Below are 21,317 nucleotides of genomic sequence, written 5' to 3'. Positions count from 1 at the left end.
TCATAATCATAAAAATAGGAGTGTGTCGTGAGCGGATCGGCAGCGTGGTTTGGGGTGCGTCAACGAACTAAGGAATTTTTGGAGCAGCGTATATACCCTGCAGAAGCGGTATTGCAGGGAGCAGAGAAAGCTGCCTCCGAGGCAAAGCTGGCGGAATTGATGACCGCCGCCAAAGCCGAGGGACTCTGGGCTTTGGGGCACCCGAAAGACATCGGCGGGCAGGGTATGCCCTTTCTCGATTATGTGTATATCAATGAAGTAATTGGTCGATCTGAGTATGCGCAAAGGGTGTTTGGCACCTATTCACTGCAAGACTCGCTGATGCTCAAACAATACGCATCACCACAGCAGCAAGAGCAGTATTTAAAGCCTTTAGTGGCCGGCGAAATTTGTCCGAGCTTTGCGATGACTGAGCCTGCCCTAGCGAGTTCAGACCCTACTCAATTACAAACCAGCGCGGTGCTTAAAGAGGGCATGTGGCGAATAAATGGCCACAAGTGGTTTACCACGGGGGCGGATATTGCTGCTTACACCACCATTATGTGTCGTACCGAGCCCGATGCGCCGGACCACAAAGCCTTTAGTATGATTCTTGTACCCACCGACAGTGTGGGCTACGAGATAGTGAGAGATACGCCGCTTCTAGGCATGAGTGGCGGTCATTTTGAGGTTAAATATAAGGATATTCGCGTGCCGGAACATCACCTTCTCGGCGGTCGCGGAGAGGGTTTTGTGATTGCCCAACGACGCCTAGGGCCAGGGCGAATTTTTCACTGCATGCGTTGGCTGGGGCAGGCCCAGCGGGCCTTCGATTTAATGTGTGAGCGGCTGCACAACCGCAGTGCCTTTGGTTCTAGTCTCGCGGATAAGCAACTCATGCAGCAGCATGTGTTTGATAGTCTTGCTGAAATTCAAGCGTGTCGGCAGCTCACTTTGCATGCCGCCCGTTGTATAGATAGCGGTGATGCCGCGCGGGTCGAAATTGGCGCTATTAAAGTTGTCGGTGCGCGAATGCTTCATAACGTGGTGGATCGAGCAATTCAGGTATATGGCGCGGCCGGTTTAACCGACGACACGCCATTGAGTCGGATGTATCGTCATGCCCGTGAGGCTCGCATATATGACGGCCCAGATGAAGTGCATATCCAATCGGTGGCAAAGCAGGTGTTAAAACGCTATCGGGATAATGGTCTAGGCTGGGATTTTGGTGAGCGTGACGAAGAGTGGGCGGGTGATTTGTGAGCGCGGCATCAGCAGAGAAGGGGGAAGACCATTCGCCTGAGCATTTAAAAACACCTCTAGAAAGTGTACTCACCAATCTGTGGGATGAGCCCGTTAGTATTCAAGGTTTGCGAAGGTTGACGGGCGGTGCTGCCGCCCAGACTTGGATTTTTACGGCCCTTAGTTCTCGGAGTGAACAGGCGCTCATTCTTCGTCGCGGTCACGACGCCAGCCAGTTCGGTGGTGCACTTAGTAAGTCGGCTGAGGCTAAGGTGATAGGTGCGGCATTTGATGCCGGAGTACCTGCGCCGGAGATAATAACTGAGTTGCAAACTGGGGACGGCTTAGGCGAAGGGTTTTTGATGCGAGCGATTGCAGGGGAGACGTTGCCACAAAAAATAATAAAAGATCCACGCTACGCACAGGCGCGCGAAGAGATGGCGGGGCAGTGCGGTGATATTTTGGCGGCCATTCACGCCGTGCCCTTAGATGCTTTGTCGGGACTACATCACGCCTTGGCAGCAGATCAGATTGAATTCTATCTGAAAGCCTACCGGAGTTATCAGCAAGCCCTACCAGTATTCGAATACGCTTTCCGTTGGCTTGCTGAACATATTCCGTCTTGCACCGAGGAAACCTTGGTACATGGTGACTTTCGCAACGGTAATTTAATGGTGGGCGAAGACGGCATTCGTGCCGTGCTCGACTGGGAGCTGTCTCATATCGGCGACCCGATGGAGGACTTGGGCTGGCTCTGTGTAAATTCATGGCGATTCGGTCGCATCGATAAGCCTGTCGGTGGCTTTGGTGATCGTGCCAGTTTATATAAAGCCTATGAGCGCGCCAGCAGCAGAGAGGTTGATCCTGTGGCGGTTAAATTCTGGGAATTGTTCGGTGTGCTTAAATGGGGAGTCATCTGCCTATACCAATGCGATATGCATTTGAGCGGCCGTGAGCGCTCGCTGGAACGGGTGGCTATCGGCCGCCGTGTTTCAGAATGTGAGCTAGATATTCTCGATCTTTTGAGGGGTGAATAAAATGCCAGTCAATCAGCCCAATGTCAGTCAATTATGCGAAGCACTACAGGAATTTTTAGAGCGCGAAGTCACGCCTGCAGTGGCGAATGACGGATTAAAATACAAATTGAAAATAGCGATGAATGTCTTGGGAATTATCGCGCGTGAGTCTGAGTTGGGCGAGGGTTTTAGGCATTTAGAGCACTTGGTATTAAGTGAGTATCTAGGTTGTGATGTCGAAAGCACTGATCCTAAAAGCTCCGCCTCTGAAAGTACGGATGTAAATCAACGACTGCTAGACCGCATCCGCAGCGATGATATATCGAGAGAAGATGATTTACTTGCGGCTTTAGAACGAATTGCCGTCGCAAAAATGGCGATAGATAATCCGCGTTATGCCAGTTACTTAAAGCACGTTGATGTTTAGATTCTAGGTTTAGGGCGTTCGCTTGCTGCTCGGTTTGAATCCCGCTTTTGAGCTCACCGAGCATCGCAAAAATTCAATGGGATGTTTTTCGCGAGGACTGTCTGAGCCGAAGGCGAGTTCCGCAGCGATCCCATTGAATTGTTGTGAGCGCAGGGTACCCGAAGGGTGAGTGATCGCGGGCGAATTTCTTGCTTACTTCTTTTTTCGTAAAAAGAAGTAAGTCGCCCAGCTAGGGCGAAACGGAAGCTAGCGCAAATCTGTGTAATGATGGACGCTGATAATTTTAAGGTGTGGCAGTTCTGTGGCTGTGGAATCGAAAAGTCGGAGCTGGTAAAAAGCGAGCGGGGAAAACATAGCCGGATGGAAGCTGGTAGGTTTTTCTGCCGGCTCAGCGCGCGTCGCACCCGTTGCTTTGCAGTTTTGGTGAAGCCGTAACTAAGACGCTGTCGTCATGACTGCGTTCGTTAACTACAAAATATATATAACGAGTGCCGGTCAAACGAACGGATATTCCCTATATTCCTGCCTGCATAGCTTTTCTTGATTTTATCGCGTTTTTTATAAATTTTAACGAGTTAAGAAATTCGTTAATGTCTAATTTAAGCTCTAGCACCGCTTTTCGATGAATCAACACCCAGGCTATGATTGTCGCGATATTGGTGCGGGGTCACGCCAGTCCACTTTTTAAATGAGCGGATAAATGCGCTGGGCTCTGAGAAGCCAAGTTGATACGAAATCGTTTTTATCTCCCGATTGTCGTGTAACAAATAGCCAATCGCGGTATCTCTTATTAGTTCATTTTTGATCAATCTGTAATCACAGCCCTCTTGCCGTAGTCGTCGGCGGAGAGTTTGCGGCGTTAGGCCAAGAGATTGGGCCATGTCTTCATAGCTCGGTATTTCCGGTAAAGATTTTCGAATGATACGCCTTATTTGCTCGGTGTAGCTGCTTCCTTGATTTGGAATGTGGAGAAACTCGCTGGGTACTCGAGACAGGTAGTCGTCTAGCTCGGCAGTGGAGCGAATAATGGGCAGGCTGAGGTACTGACGGTGAAACACAATTTCACTGTGGTCTTGTGCAAAGCGGGTATCGCTGAAGAATAGGTAGTGGTATTCGCCGCTGTGACTTGGTGCTGGGTAATTTAAATTCACGCGATGAAGGGGGATTGAGCTACCGGTGAGCCAGCATAAAAAGCGGTGATTTATCATGAGGTGCTGTTCGTAAACCCAGTCCGTCAAGGTCAGGCCAAGATCGGCTTGTAGTCGGTAGCTTATATAATCGCCGCTACGAATTAGTGCCAAGCTAAAGCCAAAATCGAATAAATTATAAAAGCGTACATTGCGCTCTATGGCCTGTTCTAAGTCAGCAGCGGTTTGTTGGTAGTGAGCTAGAGCGTGGAATGTACCGTGTTTTTGGGGCTGCGGATAATGTCCCATGCCCTCATCGCCGGTGGCGTCGGTAATCCACTTGTTCAGTTGAGAAAGTTGGGTTGGGGTGACCCTCGCTCTTTGACTATTGATCGTTTTCGGGTCTATACCGGCGCGTTCCAGTAATTCATCGCAGTAGCGCTTTGCTAGGCCGCAGCCGGATACCATATTGCGTATAAAAGCGATTGAGATGGTTCTGTTTTCCATAAAACACCGAGTGAATTTGGCGAGCTAGTATCCCTGCAGACCAATTATTTGCCGCCGGCGCATACCTTAGAGTATTCGATGTTAACTTGTAACATAATGTCTATCGTATGTCATTGACGGTCATTGCGGAAACGGGCCGAGAGGGCGACTCTCTTGTGCACGTAATAATCATGTCAGTCAGGGACAATTCACTATGGCTAATACAGCTTACATCTACGACGCAGTTCGCACGCCGCGCGGCAAGGGTAAAAAAGACGGTTCGCTACATGAGGTGAAGCCGGTAGATCTTCTTGCCGGTTTACTTAACGGTCTTCGCGACAGGCACAATCTTGATACTAGCAAAGTCGATGACGTCATTATGGGATGTGTTACTCCCATTGGTGAGCAGGGCTCATGTATTGCTAAAACAGCCCTATTGAAAGCGGGCTGGGATGAGCGCGTTGCGGGTTTTCAGTTAGATCGTTTTTGCGCATCGGGATTAGAGGCAGTAAACCTAGCGGCTCAAAAAGTGGCTTCAGGTTGGGAAGATCTGGTTGTTGCTGGTGGTGTTGAGTGTATGTCACGTGTGCCAATGGGTAGCAACGGTGGCGCTTGGGGTGAAGATCCGCAGACTGCTTTTGATAGTGCCTTTGTACCGCAGGGTGTTGGCGCAGACTTGATCGCAACCTTGGCAGATTTTAGCCGCGAAGATGTTGATAAGTTTGCGCTTCGTTCACAGCAGAAGGCGGCTGCAGCAAGAGCAGCAGGTTATTTCGATAAATCGGTAATGCCGGTTAAAGATGGAAATGGCGTGACGATTCTTGAGCGCGATGAGTTCATCAAGCCAGATAGCACGCTAGAAGGCTTGGGTCGTTTAAAGGCGTCGTTTGAGTTTCACGGTTCCTTAGGCTTTGACGATATTGCAATTAGCAAGTATCCCCAAGTTGCCAAAATTCATCATATCCATACCCCAGGTAATTCATCGGGTATTGTTGATGGTGCGTCTGCGGTACTTATTGGTAGCGAGAAAATTGGTAAAGAGCTGGGTTTAACAGCGCGCGGCCGTGTTGTTGCCACAGCAGTTACCAGTACAGAGCCAACGATTATGTTGACTGGGCCTGCTCCCGCTACTTGGAAGGTTCTAGAAAAAGCGGGCATGTCCATTGACGATATCGATTTGTTTGAAGTGAACGAAGCGTTTGCCTCTGTCGTAATGCGTTTCCAAAAAGAAACCGGTGTTCCCGATGAAAAAATTAACGTCAACGGTGGCGCTATTGCGATGGGGCATCCACTTGGTGCGACCGGCGCCATGTTGGTTGGTACTTGCCTAGATGAGCTTGAGCGCCGCAATTTGCGCTTTGGTTTGATCACCTTATGTGTCGGCGGCGGCATGGGTATCGCGACCATTATTGAGCGGGTTTGAGATCAGCTTTTGCTAATACATTTGGCGGCTGATCGCTCGATCTAGCATCAGCATAGACGACAAAATTAAAGAATAGGTAGCGCAATGAGTGGAACATTTAATTACGTAAAAGACAGCAAGAATATCGTTACAGTGACCATGGATATGAGTGGTCCGGTTAACGCCATGAACGATGAATACATCGAGTTAATGAGTTCTACCGTCGAACGTTTAGAGGGCGAGCGTGAGAGCATTGCAGGTGTTATTTTAACCTCTGCGAAAAGCTCGTTTTTTGCTGGTGGTGATATTAAGAATATGCTTAAGGCAGTGCCGGGTGTTGATGAACCCGCCTTGTTTGCGCAAACAGAGTCTATTAAAAGTTTGTTGCGACGCTTAGAAAAATTGGGCAAACCCGTAGTCGCGGCAATTAATGGCGCGGCGTTAGGTGGCGGTTATGAGATTTGTTTAGCCTGTCATTATCGGGTGGCTTTGAACGCGCCTGCGGTTGCAATTGGTTTGCCAGAAGTGAGTTTAGGACTTTTACCTGGTGGCGGGGGTGTTGTCCGTTTAGTTAGCAAAATGGGTGTTGAGAAAGCCATTATGCCTTTACTAGAGGGCACGCGTTTTAATGCAGAGAAGGCTGCCGCGTTCGGTTTGGTTGAAGAGTTGGCCACAGATACAGACGACATGATGGCTAAGGCAACAGCGTGGATTTTAGCAAATCCTGAGGCCGCGAATCCATGGGATATCAAAGGGTTTAAAATTCCTGGCGGTGACTTGCGCAAACCAAACATTGCTCAAATGATTCAGGGCGCAGTGCCAATGCTGGCGCAAAAAACTAAAGGTTTGATGCCCGCGCCGGAAAAAATTCTAGATGTTATCGCGAACACCCTACGGGTCGATTTTGACACTGCGCTGCGGATTGAAAGTCGCGCGTTGACCAGCTTGGTCACCACGCCACAAGCTAAGAATATGATGACGTTCTTTTTGCAGATGAATCAGGTCAATGGCGGTGGCAGTCGCCCGAAAGATATTTCGAAAAGCAAAGTTAAGAAGGTCGGTATTTTGGGTGCCGGTATGATGGGCCAGGGTATTGCCTATGTGTCTGCGCGCGCGGGTATTGATGTGGTGCTTAAGGATATTAGCCAAGATGCCGCAGATAAAGGTAAAGCATACACAGATAAGTTGCTGAGCAAGGCAATCAGTCGCGGCCGTATGAGCGAAGAAAAGAAAGCCGACATTCTTGGCCGCATTACCGCAACCGTGGATGCTAATGACTTGCAGGGCTGCGATTTAATTATTGAAGCGGTGTTTGAAAGTGTTGATCTTAAACACGCGATGACCAAAGAGCTTGAGCCATTGCTGGCCGAGGGTGGCGTTTGGGGGTCAAATACGTCAACGCTTCCCATTACTTTGCTGTCAGAAGCGTCAGCTAAGCCAGAAAATTTCATTGGGATTCATTTCTTCTCTCCGGTAGATAAGATGCCATTGGTTGAAATTATTGTGGGCGATAAAACTTCAGCCGAAACATTGGCTAAGGCCTTTGATTATTCTCAGCAAATTAAGAAAACACCGATTGTTGTAAATGACTCTCGCGGCTTCTTTACTTCGCGGGTATTTGGCACCTTTATCGATGAAGGCGCGATCCTAATTGAAGAGGGTGTTGAGCCAGTACTGATTGAGAATCTAGCTAAATTAGTTGGTATGCCTGTTGGTCCCTTGGCTGTTCACGATGAAGTTAGTCAGCAGTTGACTACAAAAATAGTCGCAACCAACCGAGAGCTTAATGAGCGTCTTGGCGACAATATGAGTGTCGACACCGCAACGGCTCGTATGTCAAAGATATTTGTTGAGGAATACCAGCGTAACGGTAAAGCCTACGAAGGTGGCTACTACGATTACGCGGCTGATGGCAGTAAAACCCTTTGGCCAGCCATTCACGAGCGTTTTGCGAAGACTGATGTTGCTATTCCTAACCAGGACATTAAAGAGCGTATTTTGTTTAGGCAGGTAATTGAATCGGTTCGCTGCTTGGAAGAGGGTGTATTGAAATCAGTTGCCGATGGCAACATCGGTTCAATTATGGGTATTGGCTTTCCTCCCTATACCGGCGGCGTGTTTCAGTACATCAACACCTATGGGCTGCAGAAGTTTGTCGACCGAGCGACAGAATTGAGCGCTAAGTATGGCGAGCGGTTTACACCACCGGCCTTGTTGCTGAAAAAAGCGTCTGATGGCGAATTATTCGCATAAGGTTTAGCAAATAAAAATAGCTGGCGGTGAGTAATTCCACCGCCGAATTAAATGCAAAACAAAGCCTAATTTTTACGACCATATTATGGTGAACTTCGTAAATATAAGTGCTGAACCGGAGTACATTCACTATGTTGCCGCGTAATTTTACTGAAGAACAAAACATGTTTCGCTCCGCCTACCGCAAGTTTTTGGAGCAAGAGATTCAGCCAAATTTAGAGCGTTGGCGCGAACAGGGCATTGTCGATCGCGAGGCATTTACCAAAGCGGGTGAGCAAGGATTTTTGATGATTTGGCCGGAAGAGCAATACGGCGGCATGGGCGAAACGGATTTTCGTTTTGAACAGATAATCATTGAGGAAACCAGCCGGATTCACGGCGGTGATTGGGCGAATACCTTACACAGCCGTTTGGTCGGTCCTTATATTAATCGTTTCGGTAATGACGAGCAGAAGGCGCGTTTTCTCCCCAAGTGCGCAAGCGGTGAAACGATTCTTGCGATTGCTATGACGGAGCCTGATGCTGGCTCGGACTTGGCGGGTATGCGTGCAAATGCCAAAGACATGGGCGATCACTGGTTATTGAATGGCACAAAAACCTATATTACCAATGGTATTAATTCAGACGTGGTGATTGTTGCGGCGAAAACTGATCCTGAAAATAATCCCTATGCAGTGGGTTTGTTTTTGGTTGAGCGTGGCATGGAAGGCTTTGAGCGCGGACGCAATCTTAAGAAAATGGGTATGAAGGCGCAGGATACTGCTGAGCTGTTTTTTAAAGATGTTCGTATTCCAAAAGAGAATGTATTGGGCGATGCCACTAAGGGTTTCATCTATCTGATGGAAGGCTTGGCGGAAGAGCGCTTGATTGGTGCGTGTGGGTTCTTGTCCGGAGCGCATCGCGCTTTTGAAGTGACTCGCGAATTTACTATGGAGCGTAAAGTCTTCGGTAAGCCGCTGTCTAAAATGCAAAACACTGAATTCAAAATGGCAGATTTACGCACCGAAATCGACGTTGCCCAGGCCTATGTTGATCAATGTGTGGTTGCTCATAATGCGGGTTTGCTGACCTCTGAGGACGCTGCCAAGGCCAAACTTTATACCAGTGAGTTACTCTGCAAAATGGTTGATGAAGGTGTTCAGCTTCACGGGGGCGCAGGCTTTATGGATGAATATCCGATTAGCCGTATGTACACCGATGCACGTATTACTCGAATCTTTGCCGGTAGTTCAGAAATCATGAAATTAATTATCGGTCGCGATTTGTACTCGGATAAATTTGTCTCGTTCTTTGAATAATTTATAGGAAATTAGTGATGGATATTAATGGAAAAGTAGCGGTTGTTACTGGTGGCGCGTCAGGCTTAGGTGAAGGCACTGTGCGCGCCTATGTTGCCAAGGGCGGCAAAGTTGCGATTTTTGATATGAATGACGAGCGTGGCAATGCCATCGTTGCGGAGCTGGGTACGGAAAACGTTAGCTTTCACCATGTGAATGTGGCGGACGAAGACTCTGTAGTTAAGGCTATTGCAGAGGTTATGGCGAAGTTCGGCGCCATACATATTTGTAATAACTATGCAGGCATCGGCAATGCGATGAAAACACTGGGCAAGCAAGGTGCTTTCCCATTGGATGCCTACAAAACCGTCATCAATGTTAATTTGATAGGCACATTCAATGTGGCCCGTCTTGTCGCTGAGCAAATGGCCAAAAACGAGCCTTATGATGGTGCTAATGCGCGCGGTGTCATTATTAATACGGCGTCTGTTGCGGCGTATGAAGGTCAAGTTGGTCAGGTTGCTTACAGTGCATCTAAAGGCGGTGTAGTAGGTATGACCTTGCCAATGGCGCGGGATTTAGCGTCTTACGGTATTCGAGTTAATACCATTGTTCCAGGTCTTATCCACACACCGTTATTCGAAACACTGTCTGAAGTGGCTTACAAATCCTTGGAGGCCAGCGTCGTTAATCCTCAGCGCTTAGGTCGTCCGGACGAGATCGCCCACTTGTCAGTAATGATGGCGGAGAATGAGTATTTGAACGGCGAGTGTATTCGGCTTGATGGTGCCATTCGTATGCAGCCTCGTTGATACGCGAGGTATTTTGATTTGGTGTCGGCAGCGAGTTGATTTGACTCGCTGCCGAGTTTTGACGCTTTGATTTGCATTTGATATCACATAAGAAGAGAACCCGTATGCACGCAAAATTCAGCCCTGAGGAATTGGCATTTCAGGAAGAAGTTCGCGGATTTATGCGCGACAACTTCACTCCAGATCTTGCCGCCCGTATTCATCATCCTAAAACTTTTCGCGATGCTAGCGTCGAGTGGCAAAAGCTACTTGATGGCAAAGGTTGGGCTGCCAATGGCTGGCCAGTCGAACATGGTGGTACGGGTTGGAGTGCAACCCAAAAGTATATTTACACCACCGAATTGGCCGCGGCTGGTGCTCCTGATGTGGTGCCGATGGGTATAAAAATGGTGGCGCCAGTTTTGTACAGCTATGGCTCAGAAGAACAAAAGGCGCGTTTTCTTCCTATAACCAAATCTTCAGATATCTGGTGGTGCCAAGGCTATTCCGAACCGGGTGCTGGCTCGGATCTTGCCGCCTTACAAACCCGCGCGGTGCGTGATGGCGATGATTATATTATTGATGGTACAAAAATCTGGACGACGTTTGCGCAATACGCTGATTGGATATTCTGCCTTGTCCGCACTGACAATACCGGCAAGCCGCAGCAGGGAATTTCCTTTTTACTCATCGACATGAAATCGCCGGGTATCACAGTGTCACCGATCATTTCTGTGGATGATGAGCACCATTTAAATGAAGTGAATTTTGAGAATGTGCGGGTGCCTGTGGCAAATCGCATTGGCGATGAAAATGAGGGTTGGACTTACGCCAAAGCCTTACTGACCTACGAGCGCACGGCATTGTCTGGTGTGGGATATTGCAAACGTAAATTGACCCATATTCGCCAATTAGCAAGTCAGGTGTCTGCAAGTGGGTCTCGCTTAATTGATGATAGCGATTTTCGTGGGCGCCTAGCCGACGTGGAAATGGAAGTAATGGCGCTAGAGTTTTTAGAACTTAGAGTATTAAGCGCTATCGATAGCGGCGGTGCGCCGGGTATGGAGTCGTCATTGCTCAAATTAAAGGGCACTGAAATGCAGCAAGCTGTTCAGTCTCTGCAGTGGGATGTTGCCGCAGGATTCGGAGGAATATCGCCTGATGCCGACGATGAATTGTGGGAAAGCGACGGTAATAAAGCGCGACGTGAGTATATGTTTGGCCGGGCCTGCACCATTTTTGGCGGCAGTAACGAAGTACAGCGCAACATCATTGCTAAATTCGCGCTCGGTCTACAAGCGCGCTAGGGGGCTTAAGAATGGATTTTTCATTAACTGAAGAACAAGTCATGCTGAAAGACAGCGTGGCAAAATTTCTGGCAGACAATTATGCGCCGGAGCAAAGAGAAGCCATCGTAAAAAATGAGGCCGGATATAGCGCTGAACACTGGGCGACGTTCTCTGAGTTAGGCTGGTTAACTATTCCTTTTTCCGAGGCTGACGGCGGCTTCGGCGGCAACGTTGCTGATGTATCGGCGGTTATGGAGGAGTTTGGTCAAGTCCTTGTTGTTGAACCCTATTGGTCATCGATTGTGCTGGCGGGCCAACTAATTGCGCGCTCAACAAACGACGACCTTAAAAGCCGCGCAATGCCGACTGTAATATCTGGTGAAGCCCAGTACAGTTTTGCATGGCTAGAGGCGCAAAGCAGTTTTTCATTAAGTCACGTCAGTACTACGGCAAGTAAAAAAGGTGATAGTTATCATCTAAGCGGTGAGAAAAAATTAGTACTCAACGCCAAAGCCAGCCACTTTATTGTGGCGGCACGTAGCTCCGGTGATGTGAATAGTGAGTCTGGTATTAGCTTGTTTGTTGTAGATGCGACTAATCCCGCACTGAAGATAGAAACAGTTCGTTTAATGGATGGACAGCACGCCTGTAATATTCAATTTACCGATCTAGTTATAGACCAAGCTGATATGTTGACCCAAGAGGGAGATGCGTATCCCTTGATCGCCGAAGTAGTTGACGAAGCCCTAGTGGCATTGTGCGCAGAGGCAGTAGGTGCGATGACTTATCTGTATAAAGCAACCGCTGAGTACGCCAATACGCGTAAGCAGTTTGGTGTGACTATTGGTAGCTTTCAAGCGCTACAGCATCGTATGGTCGATATGTTCATGGCCACCGAACAATGTCGTTCTCTGCTCGTTAGAGCACAATGCGCTATATTGGATGGTAGCGAGGAGCGCAGCCAAGACGTCGCCGTACTGAAAGCGATGGTCGGTAAGTACGGCCGAAAAATTGCTGAAGAAGCGGTGCAATTACATGGTGGTATGGGGGTAACGAACGAAATGCCCATCGGTCATTATTTGAAGCGTTTAATGATGATTGATATGTATTTTGGTGGTTCAGATATCCATCGTCGTCGCTTTAGCGACATGCGATATCTTTAACCTTTTCCAGCAAATAATAACGATATAGCAGAGAGAAACGATGAAGCTATTTAATAATTTGAACGATCATACTAAGTTTCATGCGGGTATTCGCGGCCACATAATGATGGCCAGTGACGGTAAAAAATCGCTGACTTATGCTGAGGCTTGGGACTATATCAATGTCATTGCTGCGAACATTCAAAGCAGCGGTATCGCAAAAGGCGATCGAGTGGCGGTATTGGCTAAAAACTCGGTGGATAATTTGTGCCTCTTCCTCGCTTGCGCGCGTATTGGTGCGGTCGTTGTTGGATTGAACTATCGTCTGGTACCTACCGAAGTTGAGTTTATTGCCAGTAATGCGAATGTGCAGATGTTGTTTTTTGACCAAGAGTTTGATGGTCTTCGCGGCGAATATTTGCGTTCAAAAACCTGTGTTTGTATTGATAGCGATAGCAGTGCGCCAAAATTAGATAGCTGGCTGTCTGACACCGCGACCTTGAATGAAGTCGAGATAAGTGGCGACGATACCCTATTTCAGATGTATACCAGCGGTACTACCGGTTTGCCCAAGGGTGTACTTATTAGTCACTACAATGTACTGGCCAATACTTATCAAGCGCCGATGACGACAGGTGTTGGCGCCCGTGTTGGCGAGCGCTCTTTAGTAATAGCGCCCACTTTTCACGCGGTCGGTTTAGTCGGGTCGCTAATGGGCGTCATCTATGGCAGTTCGTTGATTATTCATCGTGATTACGATCCGGTGGGCATGATTGAAACCCTTGCGAAAGAGCACATAAACACCGTGGCGGTTATTCCGGTCATGCTGCAGTTTTCTTTGGCGATGGTTGCCAATATTAAGGACTACGATTTTTCTGAGCTGCATACGATCAACTATGGTGCGTCACCTATCTCAGAATCATTATTACAGCAGTGTATGGACGCGTTTGGCTGTGACTTCGTTCAAGGCTATGGTCAAACAGAGTCGACCATGGGCTTAACCTTTCTCACTGCCGAAGATCATAAAATGGCATTAGCGGGACGTCCTGAGTTATTGCGCTCATGCGGTCGCGCGGTGTTTGGTACTGAGATACGGATTGTTGGTAACGATGGCCATGAGTTGCCCTTGGGGGAAATTGGCGAAATCGTTGCCAAAGGTCCACAGGTGATGCAGGGCTACTGGAAGAATCCAGAAGCGACAGCCAAAACAGTGGTCGATGGTTGGCTGCATACCGGCGATGCTGGGCGTATGGATGAAGAAGGCTACATTTATATTCAAGATCGCGTTAAGGATATGATCATCTCTGGTGGTGAGAATATTTATCCTGCTGAAATTGAGAATTTATTAATGTCTCATGAACAGATTCAAGACGTGTCTGTTATCGGTGTGCCCGATCAAAAGTGGGGAGAGATACCTCTTGCGGTACTTGTGTCTGGTGGTCAGCCAGAGCTTAGCGCGGAAGAGTTGACGAAATTTTGTCGTGGCAAACTTGCGGGTTACAAGATTCCTCGCAAAGTAGAGTACATTGCCGCTCTGCCTCGTAACCCAACTGGCAAGGTTTTGAAGAAGGATATTCGGGTGATGATGGCGGAGAAATATCCGCCTATCGCCTGAGGCATCTCTGCAAACTCTGGTGCATCACTAAGTTGCGCAGAGTTTCTTAAGTCATTTTTCGACAAAGCTCTACCCAAAACTCAACGGCCGCTTTTTTATGTCGTTGCTTGGGTAGGGCAAAGTAGAAGGTTCTTGTCATATCTCGGTTTGCTAGGGTGAGCGGTACTAAATCGCCGTTGCGAAAATCGTTTTGCAGTACAACCTTAGACAAACATCCGATTCCCAGTCCAGATTCCACCGCGCTTTTAATCGCTTCGTTGTGCTTGAATTCTCGGTAAATTTCAATGTCTGGCAATAAGCCCGCAAGTGCCCGGTCGAATGTGAAGCGAGCGCCTGAATCCGGCTCCCTTAAAATCCACCGTGCTTCCTTAATGTCCTTATCCTTGAGGACTCCCTTCTGTGCCAGCGGGTGAGAAGCGCTGCAAAACACCACTAGCTCGTCTTCTTTCCACGGTATCAGCTCTAGCTCGCGGTGCTGGACTTCCCGTTCAATCATGCCAACGTCAACTTCATAATTCAGGACCTTCGCGACGATGTCGGGAGTGTTGGCGGTTTCAAACTGTACGTCGGCGTCGGGGTAGCTTGCTAAATAATCCGCGAGGTAGCGCACCACAAGATGGTTGCCGATGGTAAAGCTTGCACCAACCCGTAAATGGCCGATGTCGGCATGACGTTTTAAGGCGTCGTCGAATTGCTGGCAGTGGGCGAACAAGGTTTCTGCTTCTTTGCGCAGGGTGTGGCCGATCGCATTGAGCTTAATTTTATTGCCTTGGCGGTCAAATAGGTTGACGCCGTAAGCCTTCTCCAGGTTTTGCAATGAGGCGCTGGCCGCAGATTGGGACAGGCATAGTTGGTCTGCCGCCTTGGATACACTTTGGTATTTGGCGACCGCGAGAAAGATTTCCAATTGCCGGATGCTGAAATTCACCGAGTATAACTCCACTTTTTAAGCGCGTACTGAAGTGTAGCTGAATAGGGTGCCAGTATCGATAAAATCGATACTGACTATAATAATATCCCGTTTTACTTGTGATCATAATGCTTTTAGTATGGCCGCCTGAAAAAGCGATGGTCGCCGTTTTTTGTTCGCGATAAATGCAATCAAATTGGTGTGAACGAGCTTTAGCAAGACAATTTAGCACTACTCTGTGGAGATAGAAGAATGACCGAAGTAAAAGCAACGAATGTGTATTGGCATGATGGCGAAGTCAGCCGCGAAGACCGCAATAAGCTACTTAAGCAAAAAGGCGCCACCCTGTGGTTCACCGGTCTGTCTGGCAGTGGCAAGAGCACCGTTGCAGTGGCTTTGGAAAAAGCACTGATGGAAAAAGGCCATCTTTGCTACCGTTTAGACGGTGATAACATCCGTTTGGGCATCAACAAAAACCTTGGTTTTAGCGCTGAAGACCGTACCGAGAATATCCGTCGTATCGGCGAAATCTCTAAACTGTTTGTCGACACTGGCGTTATTGTATTGTCTAGCTTTGTTAGCCCTTACCGCGCTGACCGCGACATCGTTCGTGAATTGCACGATGCCGGTGACATGGATTTCCTCGAAATTTTCGTTGATGTGCCATTAGATGTAGCCGAGCAGCGCGACCCTAAAGGGTTATACAAAAAAGCCCGCGCAGGCGAGATCAAAAACTTTACCGGTATTTCTGATCCATATGAAGCGCCACTGAATGCCGAGCTGGTGTTGAACAGCCATGAGCAGAGCTTGGAAGAAGAAGTGGAAATTCTGCTGGCGATGATGACCGAGCGCGGAATTATTTAAAGCGTGACGGACGTCAGGCGACTGACGCCTGAGTCGCATTTATGTTTTCGTCCGACGTCAGACACTAGACGTCAGACTTTCTAACTAACGGAGTTATAAAAATGATCAAACCACATGGCGCCGACGAGCTTAGCCCATTATTCGTATACGACACTGAAAAACACCACGCATTGAATGCAGAGGCAGAAACCCTGCCTTCGCTATTGGTGAGTTCTGCGGCGGCAGCTAACGCCGTTATGCTGGGTGCGGGTTACTTCACCCCATTAAAAGGCTATATGAACCTAGCCGATTCTTTGGCGGTAGCCAAAGACCTTTGCACGACTGACGGTTTATTCTGGCCCGTGCCTATCGTTAATCTGACTAAAGATGCTCAGGGCATCACTGCTGGTCAGCGTATTGCCCTGCGTGATCCTAATGTCGAAGGCAATCCCGTTCTGGCAATCATGGACGTGGAAGCGGTTGAAAGCGTTAGCGCTGAGCAAATCGATTTTATGGCTGAGAATATTTTCGGCACCTTGGATGACAAGCACCCAGGCGTACAAACTTTTAAAGCGCAGGGCAACACGATGTTGTCTGGCCCAATCCAGGTTCTGAACTTCTCGTACTTCCAAGCCGACTTCCCAGATACTTTCCGCACCGCGGTTGAAATTCGAAACGAAATTGCAGAGCGCGGCTGGGAAAAAGTGGTTGCTTTCCAAACTCGCAACCCAATGCACCGTGCCCACGAAGAACTGTGCCGCATGGCAATGGAAGATCTTGGCACCGACGGTATTTTGATTCACATGCTGTTGGGTCAATTGAAACCAGGCGATATTCCTGCTCACGTACGTGATGCGTCTATTCGTAAAATGGTTGAGGTTTACTTCCCTAAAAACACAGTGATGATCACTGGTTACGGCTTCGACATGCTTTACGCTGGTCCTCGCGAAGCGGTATTGCACGCACTGTTCCGTCAGAACTGTGGCTGTACTCATCTGATTGTTGGTCGTGATCACGCTGGTGTGGGCGATTACTACGGCGGTTTTGATGCGCAAACTATTTTCGACGAAAAAGTTCCAGCAGGCGCAATGGATATCGAAATTTACCGCGCAGACCACACCGCATACTCGAAGAAACTCGACAAAGTTGTGATGATGCGCGACGCGCCAGATCACAGCAAAGAAGACTTCGTATTGCTGTCAGGTACTAAAGTACGTGAAATGTTGGGTGCTGGCATTGCGCCACCGCCGGAGTTTTCACGTCCAGAAGTGGCTAAGATTCTGATGGACTACTACCAGATTGAAGATGCTAAGGCTTAATCGCTAAGGCACTATCGATCGTGTAAATAAAAAAGCCGGAGCTAATTACTCCGGCTTTTTTATTGTCTAAATGGCTGGTTTTAATCGCTTGGCATGGTGGCGGTTTAACCGATAAATGGTTTGCTGATGCCACCTTTTATTATGTCGTCCTGTCTCAAGGTTGGCTCAGTCGGGTCTTTTTCTCGCTCTTTGAGTAAGGCGTATAGCCGTTCTTCATCGTCCGGCATGAGGCAGGACAGAACGATGTCCATTGGGGCATGGCAACGCGTGGCGTAAAACGCGGCCCGAGCGCTGATCTGTTGTTCTATTAAATGTTTAAAACTGGTGTTGGCTTGTTTTAACTCACGCTGTAATTCTGCTGTAGAAATTTTCAGATAGAAGGCCAATTCATCCTCAGAGCAATGGGCAAAACGCAGTCGTTCATCGATGAGCAGGCGACACCTCTCGACAATATCTCTGCCGTGCAGTAATTCCTCTTGTAAGCCCCTTATGTGTACTTCCATGCTTCGCAATAACATCGGGTCACTGCTGCTGATGCTGAATTCCAAATAATCTACAGGGAAAGAGATGCTGTCATTGGGCTGATCGAAAATAAGCTCGCAATCAAAAAAATCGCGGTAGGTTTGTGAAAATTTGGCGCCGGGATCAGAAAAACTAAAGCAGACCTTCTTGGGTTGCCATAAATGACTCGATAGGGTGTTCAACAATAGAAACATCTGCGCGGTGCCAAGTAGGTTCCGCTGTCGGTAATACTTACTGCTAAGGCTGTTGGCAGACTTGACTAAGGTAACTTGCTCGTCGCAGATGTCGTGCCGCCAATATCCGGTGTCTTGGTAGTATGCACTGTAGTGGCTGGCGTGTTCTAAACCGGTTTTGAAATCCGAGCTAAGTGACATTACCGTGGTGGGCAGGCCCAGTTCAGGTGATTGTAGTTTGCTGGCAATATGGAGGGCGAAATCTTGGCAGTGATAGTCTTTGGCAATGGTTTCTAGTAAATAATTGAGTAAATGACTGGGTACAAAATGATTGGGTAATGTCAGTAATTTGGCAGGTAGGCCGGCTTTACTCGCGGCGTCCTTGAGATCGATGCCTAAACTTTTACACGCTTCAAATAATGCATGCAGGACGTCCTCGTCTTCAGTCAGAGTGTGCTTCATATCACCTACTTCTTGTCGTTTTCTTGGTCTTTTCTTCATAGCAAATTTTATGCCGAATATTCTGCAGGGTGTGACATAAATCAGTTTGCCGGAGAGCGTTACGCAATGTGGGGGATTTCTCAGAAAGGCCAAATTGGTATTTACGTCTCAGCTTACCACTTTCTGGTATTTGAAGAGCAGTGTGAAATAGCTGAAATAAGAAGATTTCTTCGAAATTAGCAAATAGGGTGTAATCGCTGATAACATCGAGCTACTTTGTGCGTAGATTCTGCGTACTAAATGATAATAACGATGCGTAAGAGAGGTGGTGCCGTGGGATCTACAAGCAAACATTTCCGTACCTGCAATTTATGTGAAGCGATGTGCGGTATCGAAATCACGGTGGAGAACGACAAGATAACGACCATTAAAGGCGACGAGCAAGACAGCTTTAGCCGTGGTCATATCTGCCCAAAAGCGCTTGCCCTAAAAGACTTATATGAAGATCCAGATCGAATCCGCACACCCATGGAGAAAGTTGATGGTGAGTGGCGGGAGTTGTCTTGGGAAGAAGCATTAGACAAGGTCGCGTCTCGCATCAAAAGCCTGCAGGCTGAACACGGTAATGATTCCCTGGGCGTTTACCTTGGCAACCCCAATGTTCATAACACTGGGTCGCTGTTAATGAGCGGCGGGGTCTTACGAGCCTTAAAGACCAAGAATAAGTTTTCGGCAACCTCGGTAGATCAGCTGCCGCACCATATTGTGTCGTGGAAGCTATTTGGTCATCAATTGCGGATTCCGGTGCCGGATATCGATAATACCGATTACTTTTTAATGTTCGGCGCCAATCCTTTGGCATCGAATGGCAGCATTATGAGCGTTGCTGACGTAAAGCAACGTCTTAAAGATGTTCGCAAGCGCGGCAAAGTTGTTGTGGTTGATCCTCGCCGCACAGCGACGGCGGAGCTGGCCGATGCGCATCACTTTGTACGCCCAGGTACAGACGTACTGGTTTTACTGGCCATGTTAAACGTGCTGTTTGCAGAGGGACTGGTTAATACCGGCAGTTTGGCGAAGCATCTTGATCAGGGGCCCATGAGTTTAGCCGATAAATTCGGCGCCTATAGCCCAGAAATGGTGGCTCCTTTGACGGGCATGTCCGCCGAGGTCATTCGCGGTTTGGTGAGAGAGTTTTGTGCTGCTAAAGCGCCGGTAATGTACGGCCGCTTAGGCGTGTCTGTGCAGGAGTTTGGCACCTTAAGCCAGTATCTCATCATGTTATTTAACATTTTAACCGGGCGTTTGGATAGTGTTGGCGGCTTGATGTTTACTAAACCAGCGGTTGATATTCTTGCCCAAAGTGGCAAGGGAAATATGGGGCGCTTCCATAGCCGCGTGCGGGGCCTGCCAGAATTTAATGGTGAGCTGCCAGTTGCGGTTTTAGCCGAGGAGATTGCGACGCAGGGGGAGGGGCAGATTAAGGGGATGCTGCTAATGGCCGGTAATCCGGTATTGTCGACGCCTAATGGTGAGCAGTTAGATCGCGCATTTAAAGGTTTAGACCTGCTAGTTGCTATCGATTTTTATATTAACGAAAGCAGTCGCCACGCAGATTTTATATTGCCGCCGGTAAGCCCACTTGAGCGTGAGCACTATGACGTTATTTTCAATGTTTTGGCGGTTCGTAATAACGCCCGTTATGCCAAAGCGCTGTTTCCACGACGGGCGGATGCGAGACACGATTGGGAAATTTTACTGAGCTTGCGTGATCGCCTGCAACCAGCACGAGGGCTCAAGGATAAGCTGAGTAGGCAATTACTTCGTCGGGCTGGACCATCTGGCCTGCTCACGTTGCTGTTGCGTCAGGGGCCTTATGGGGGTGGTTTAAACCCCTTCAAAGGATTGTCTATGGCGAAGCTCAAAAAATCACCACACGGTATCGACTTGGGTGCACTCAAGCCCGCTCTGCCGAAGGGTTTGTATCATCGCGACCGAAAAATCCACTTAGAGACAGAATTCTTTCTTAAGGATTTAGCGCGGGTAGACGCTAAATTTTTGAATCCAGACAAGAAGCCAGAACAGTTTTTACTTATTGGTCGCCGGGATGTGCGCAGCAATAATTCGTGGCTTCACAATAGTCACCGCCTGGTGAAGGGCAAGTCGCGCTGTACCGCCTTGATAAATCCGATTGATGCGCAGGCGTTGGCAATTGCAGAAGGGGACATGGTTAGGGTGAGTTCGCGGGTTGGTAGTGTTGAGTTAGCCGCGCAGCTTAGTGATGAAATGATGTCGGGCGTAATTAGTATTCCCCACGGTTGGGGGCATAATCTCGGTGGTACGCAATGGCAAACAGCGGAAGCCCATGCCGGAGTCAGCGTGAACGACCTTACTGATGAAATGCATATTGATGAGCTATCGGGGAATGCCGTGCTGAACGGTGTGCCGGTGACACTGATGGCAGTTCAAGACAGTACTGCCATCAGCGCCTGAGGTTTTATGATTTTCGGCTGGGGCGCTGACTGCGTATATACAGGGCTTCTACTTTTTGTCGCGCCCACGGCGTGCGCCGCAGAAACTTTAGGCTAGATGACACACTAGGGTCGTCGGTAAAGCACTTAATTTTTACCCGGCGTCCCAGTTCTTCCCAACCGAATTGGGCCTCTAGTTTTATAATGACCATCTCTAATGTTAAGCCGTGCAGAGGATCTTTAGAGCCGGGGGACGATGGCCTTGTGTCTTTGTCTTCAGGATTCATCGTGGTTATCGTCGATAGCTTCAATATCATCGCTGTCGGTGTCGACAACACTAGCCTCAGCTTTTTTGACGCGAATTTTAAAACCAGCAATGATTTTGCCATTCAGGTTTTGCATTGCTACTTTGGCTTCGCCAGCCTTGGGCATATTAACAAAACCAAACCCTTTAGATAGTTTAGCCTCTTCGTCTCTGACTAAGTTCAGTGACTGCACGCTACCAAATTCTTCAAACAGATCTAAAAGCTCAGCTTCGGTGGTGGTGCGGTTTAAATTGCGTATCAATAATTTCATTGCTGTACCGTCGTAG

General features: G+C 48.4%; 18 protein-coding genes. 13 read left to right on the top strand and 5 right to left on the bottom strand.

Translation table 11 applies throughout. The annotated features are described in order from the left end of the window. Nucleotides 1–27: 27 nt before the first annotated feature. The 3 genes from O9X78_RS03085 to O9X78_RS03075 are packed head-to-tail and all read left to right on the top strand — an operon-like array spanning nucleotide 28 to nucleotide 2,664. On the top strand, nucleotides 28–1,242 hold the full coding sequence (locus tag O9X78_RS03085) for an acyl-CoA dehydrogenase family protein (protein ID WP_269618146.1): 1,215 nt from the start codon (nucleotides 28–30) through the stop codon (nucleotides 1,240–1,242). After that, complete coding sequence (locus tag O9X78_RS03080; protein WP_269618145.1) at nucleotides 1,239–2,258, top strand: phosphotransferase family protein; 1,020 nt, start codon at nucleotides 1,239–1,241, stop codon at nucleotides 2,256–2,258. The genes O9X78_RS03085 and O9X78_RS03080 overlap by 4 nt, the downstream gene beginning before the upstream one ends. 1 nt (nucleotide 2,259) lies before the next feature. Next, complete coding sequence (locus tag O9X78_RS03075) at nucleotides 2,260–2,664, top strand: DUF6285 domain-containing protein (RefSeq protein WP_269618144.1); 405 nt, start codon at nucleotides 2,260–2,262, stop codon at nucleotides 2,662–2,664. 599 nt (nucleotides 2,665–3,263) lie between these two features. On the opposite strand, the gene O9X78_RS03070 is transcribed toward O9X78_RS03075, so the two are convergent. Next, on the bottom strand, nucleotides 3,264–4,298 hold the full coding sequence (locus O9X78_RS03070; RefSeq protein ID WP_269618143.1) for an AraC family transcriptional regulator: 1,035 nt from the start codon (nucleotides 4,296–4,298) through the stop codon (nucleotides 3,264–3,266). 193 nt (nucleotides 4,299–4,491) lie between these two features. Here O9X78_RS03070 and O9X78_RS03065 point away from each other — a divergent pair, with 193 nt between their 5' ends. The 7 genes from O9X78_RS03065 (at nucleotide 4,492) to O9X78_RS03035 (ending at nucleotide 14,046) form a co-directional block, all read left to right on the top strand. After that, nucleotides 4,492–5,700 (top strand): acetyl-CoA C-acetyltransferase, encoded by a 1,209-nt coding sequence (locus O9X78_RS03065; protein WP_269618142.1) that lies wholly within the window; start codon nucleotides 4,492–4,494, stop codon nucleotides 5,698–5,700. 84 nt (nucleotides 5,701–5,784) lie between these two features. Continuing rightward, nucleotides 5,785–7,932, top strand: a complete 2,148-nt coding sequence (locus O9X78_RS03060; protein WP_269618141.1) for a 3-hydroxyacyl-CoA dehydrogenase NAD-binding domain-containing protein — start codon at nucleotides 5,785–5,787, stop codon at nucleotides 7,930–7,932. A gap of 131 nt (nucleotides 7,933–8,063) precedes the next feature. Further along, nucleotides 8,064–9,230, top strand: a complete 1,167-nt coding sequence (locus tag O9X78_RS03055; RefSeq protein ID WP_269618140.1) for an acyl-CoA dehydrogenase family protein — start codon at nucleotides 8,064–8,066, stop codon at nucleotides 9,228–9,230. Nucleotides 9,231–9,247: 17 nt separating this feature from the next. Continuing rightward, the gene (locus O9X78_RS03050; protein ID WP_269618139.1) at nucleotides 9,248–10,021 is read left to right on the top strand and encodes an SDR family NAD(P)-dependent oxidoreductase; all 774 of its coding nucleotides are present in this window, start codon (nucleotides 9,248–9,250) and stop codon (nucleotides 10,019–10,021) included. A gap of 104 nt (nucleotides 10,022–10,125) precedes the next feature. Beyond that, nucleotides 10,126–11,307, top strand: coding sequence for an acyl-CoA dehydrogenase family protein (locus tag O9X78_RS03045; protein WP_269618138.1), 1,182 nt, complete (start codon nucleotides 10,126–10,128; stop codon nucleotides 11,305–11,307). Nucleotides 11,308–11,318: 11 nt separating this feature from the next. Further along, on the top strand, nucleotides 11,319–12,452 hold the full coding sequence (locus O9X78_RS03040; RefSeq protein WP_269618137.1) for an acyl-CoA dehydrogenase family protein: 1,134 nt from the start codon (nucleotides 11,319–11,321) through the stop codon (nucleotides 12,450–12,452). 40 nt (nucleotides 12,453–12,492) lie between these two features. Next, a complete protein-coding gene (locus O9X78_RS03035; protein ID WP_269618136.1) occupies nucleotides 12,493–14,046 on the top strand; it encodes a long-chain-fatty-acid--CoA ligase in 1,554 nt (517 codons plus the stop codon). A gap of 46 nt (nucleotides 14,047–14,092) precedes the next feature. Here O9X78_RS03035 and O9X78_RS03030 read toward each other — a convergent pair whose 3' ends face one another. Beyond that, complete coding sequence (locus O9X78_RS03030) at nucleotides 14,093–14,974, bottom strand: LysR family transcriptional regulator (RefSeq protein WP_269618135.1); 882 nt, start codon at nucleotides 14,972–14,974, stop codon at nucleotides 14,093–14,095. Nucleotides 14,975–15,208: 234 nt separating this feature from the next. Here O9X78_RS03030 and cysC point away from each other — a divergent pair, with 234 nt between their 5' ends. After that, entirely contained in the window at nucleotides 15,209–15,820 is a 612-nt protein-coding gene (gene cysC, locus O9X78_RS03025) for an adenylyl-sulfate kinase (protein WP_269618134.1), read from the top strand. Nucleotides 15,821–15,921: 101 nt separating this feature from the next. Beyond that, the gene (gene sat, locus O9X78_RS03020; RefSeq protein ID WP_269618133.1) at nucleotides 15,922–17,118 is read left to right on the top strand and encodes a sulfate adenylyltransferase; all 1,197 of its coding nucleotides are present in this window, start codon (nucleotides 15,922–15,924) and stop codon (nucleotides 17,116–17,118) included. A 104-nt stretch (nucleotides 17,119–17,222) separates the two neighbouring features. Here the strand turns inward: sat and O9X78_RS03015 are convergent, their stop codons facing one another. Then, the gene (locus O9X78_RS03015) at nucleotides 17,223–18,275 is read right to left on the bottom strand and encodes an AraC family transcriptional regulator ligand-binding domain-containing protein (RefSeq protein ID WP_269618132.1); all 1,053 of its coding nucleotides are present in this window, start codon (nucleotides 18,273–18,275) and stop codon (nucleotides 17,223–17,225) included. A gap of 312 nt (nucleotides 18,276–18,587) precedes the next feature. On the opposite strand from O9X78_RS03015, the gene O9X78_RS03010 reads away from it, so the two are divergent. Continuing rightward, on the top strand, nucleotides 18,588–20,747 hold the full coding sequence (locus O9X78_RS03010) for a molybdopterin oxidoreductase family protein (RefSeq protein WP_269618131.1): 2,160 nt from the start codon (nucleotides 18,588–18,590) through the stop codon (nucleotides 20,745–20,747). Between the two features lie 4 nt (nucleotides 20,748–20,751). Here the strand turns inward: O9X78_RS03010 and O9X78_RS03005 are convergent, their stop codons facing one another. Continuing rightward, nucleotides 20,752–21,012 carry a VF530 family protein gene (locus O9X78_RS03005; RefSeq protein ID WP_269618130.1) on the bottom strand — a complete coding sequence of 87 codons (261 nt, stop codon included), beginning with the start codon at nucleotides 21,010–21,012 and terminating at the stop codon, nucleotides 20,752–20,754. Continuing rightward, a complete protein-coding gene (locus O9X78_RS03000; protein ID WP_269618129.1) occupies nucleotides 21,002–21,301 on the bottom strand; it encodes an RNA recognition motif domain-containing protein in 300 nt (99 codons plus the stop codon). Before O9X78_RS03000 ends, O9X78_RS03005 begins: the two co-directional genes overlap by 11 nt. Nucleotides 21,302–21,317 lie beyond the last annotated feature (16 nt).

Source organism: Zhongshania aquatica, assembly GCF_027257955.1.
Taxonomy (GTDB): domain Bacteria; phylum Pseudomonadota; class Gammaproteobacteria; order Pseudomonadales; family Spongiibacteraceae; genus Spongiibacter; species Spongiibacter aquatica.
The sequence above is the reverse complement of the archived record's forward strand: the minus strand, read 5'-3'. Positions and strand labels throughout refer to the sequence as shown.

Coding starts and splice junctions, on each gene's coding strand:
- O9X78_RS03075 (WP_269618144.1), top strand. CDS start 2,260: ATGCCAGTCAATCAGCCCAATGTCAGTCAATTATGCGAAGCACTACAG.
- O9X78_RS03070 (WP_269618143.1), bottom strand. CDS start 4,298: ATGGAAAACAGAACCATCTCAATCGCTTTTATACGCAATATGGTATCC.
- O9X78_RS03065 (WP_269618142.1), top strand. CDS start 4,492: ATGGCTAATACAGCTTACATCTACGACGCAGTTCGCACGCCGCGCGGC.
- O9X78_RS03060 (WP_269618141.1), top strand. CDS start 5,785: ATGAGTGGAACATTTAATTACGTAAAAGACAGCAAGAATATCGTTACA.
- O9X78_RS03055 (WP_269618140.1), top strand. CDS start 8,064: ATGTTGCCGCGTAATTTTACTGAAGAACAAAACATGTTTCGCTCCGCC.
- O9X78_RS03050 (WP_269618139.1), top strand. CDS start 9,248: ATGGATATTAATGGAAAAGTAGCGGTTGTTACTGGTGGCGCGTCAGGC.
- O9X78_RS03045 (WP_269618138.1), top strand. CDS start 10,126: ATGCACGCAAAATTCAGCCCTGAGGAATTGGCATTTCAGGAAGAAGTT.
- O9X78_RS03040 (WP_269618137.1), top strand. CDS start 11,319: ATGGATTTTTCATTAACTGAAGAACAAGTCATGCTGAAAGACAGCGTG.
- O9X78_RS03035 (WP_269618136.1), top strand. CDS start 12,493: ATGAAGCTATTTAATAATTTGAACGATCATACTAAGTTTCATGCGGGT.
- cysC (WP_269618134.1), top strand. CDS start 15,209: ATGACCGAAGTAAAAGCAACGAATGTGTATTGGCATGATGGCGAAGTC.
- sat (WP_269618133.1), top strand. CDS start 15,922: ATGATCAAACCACATGGCGCCGACGAGCTTAGCCCATTATTCGTATAC.
- O9X78_RS03015 (WP_269618132.1), bottom strand. CDS start 18,275: ATGAAGCACACTCTGACTGAAGACGAGGACGTCCTGCATGCATTATTT.
- O9X78_RS03005 (WP_269618130.1), bottom strand. CDS start 21,012: ATGAATCCTGAAGACAAAGACACAAGGCCATCGTCCCCCGGCTCTAAA.
- O9X78_RS03000 (WP_269618129.1), bottom strand. CDS start 21,301: ATGAAATTATTGATACGCAATTTAAACCGCACCACCACCGAAGCTGAG.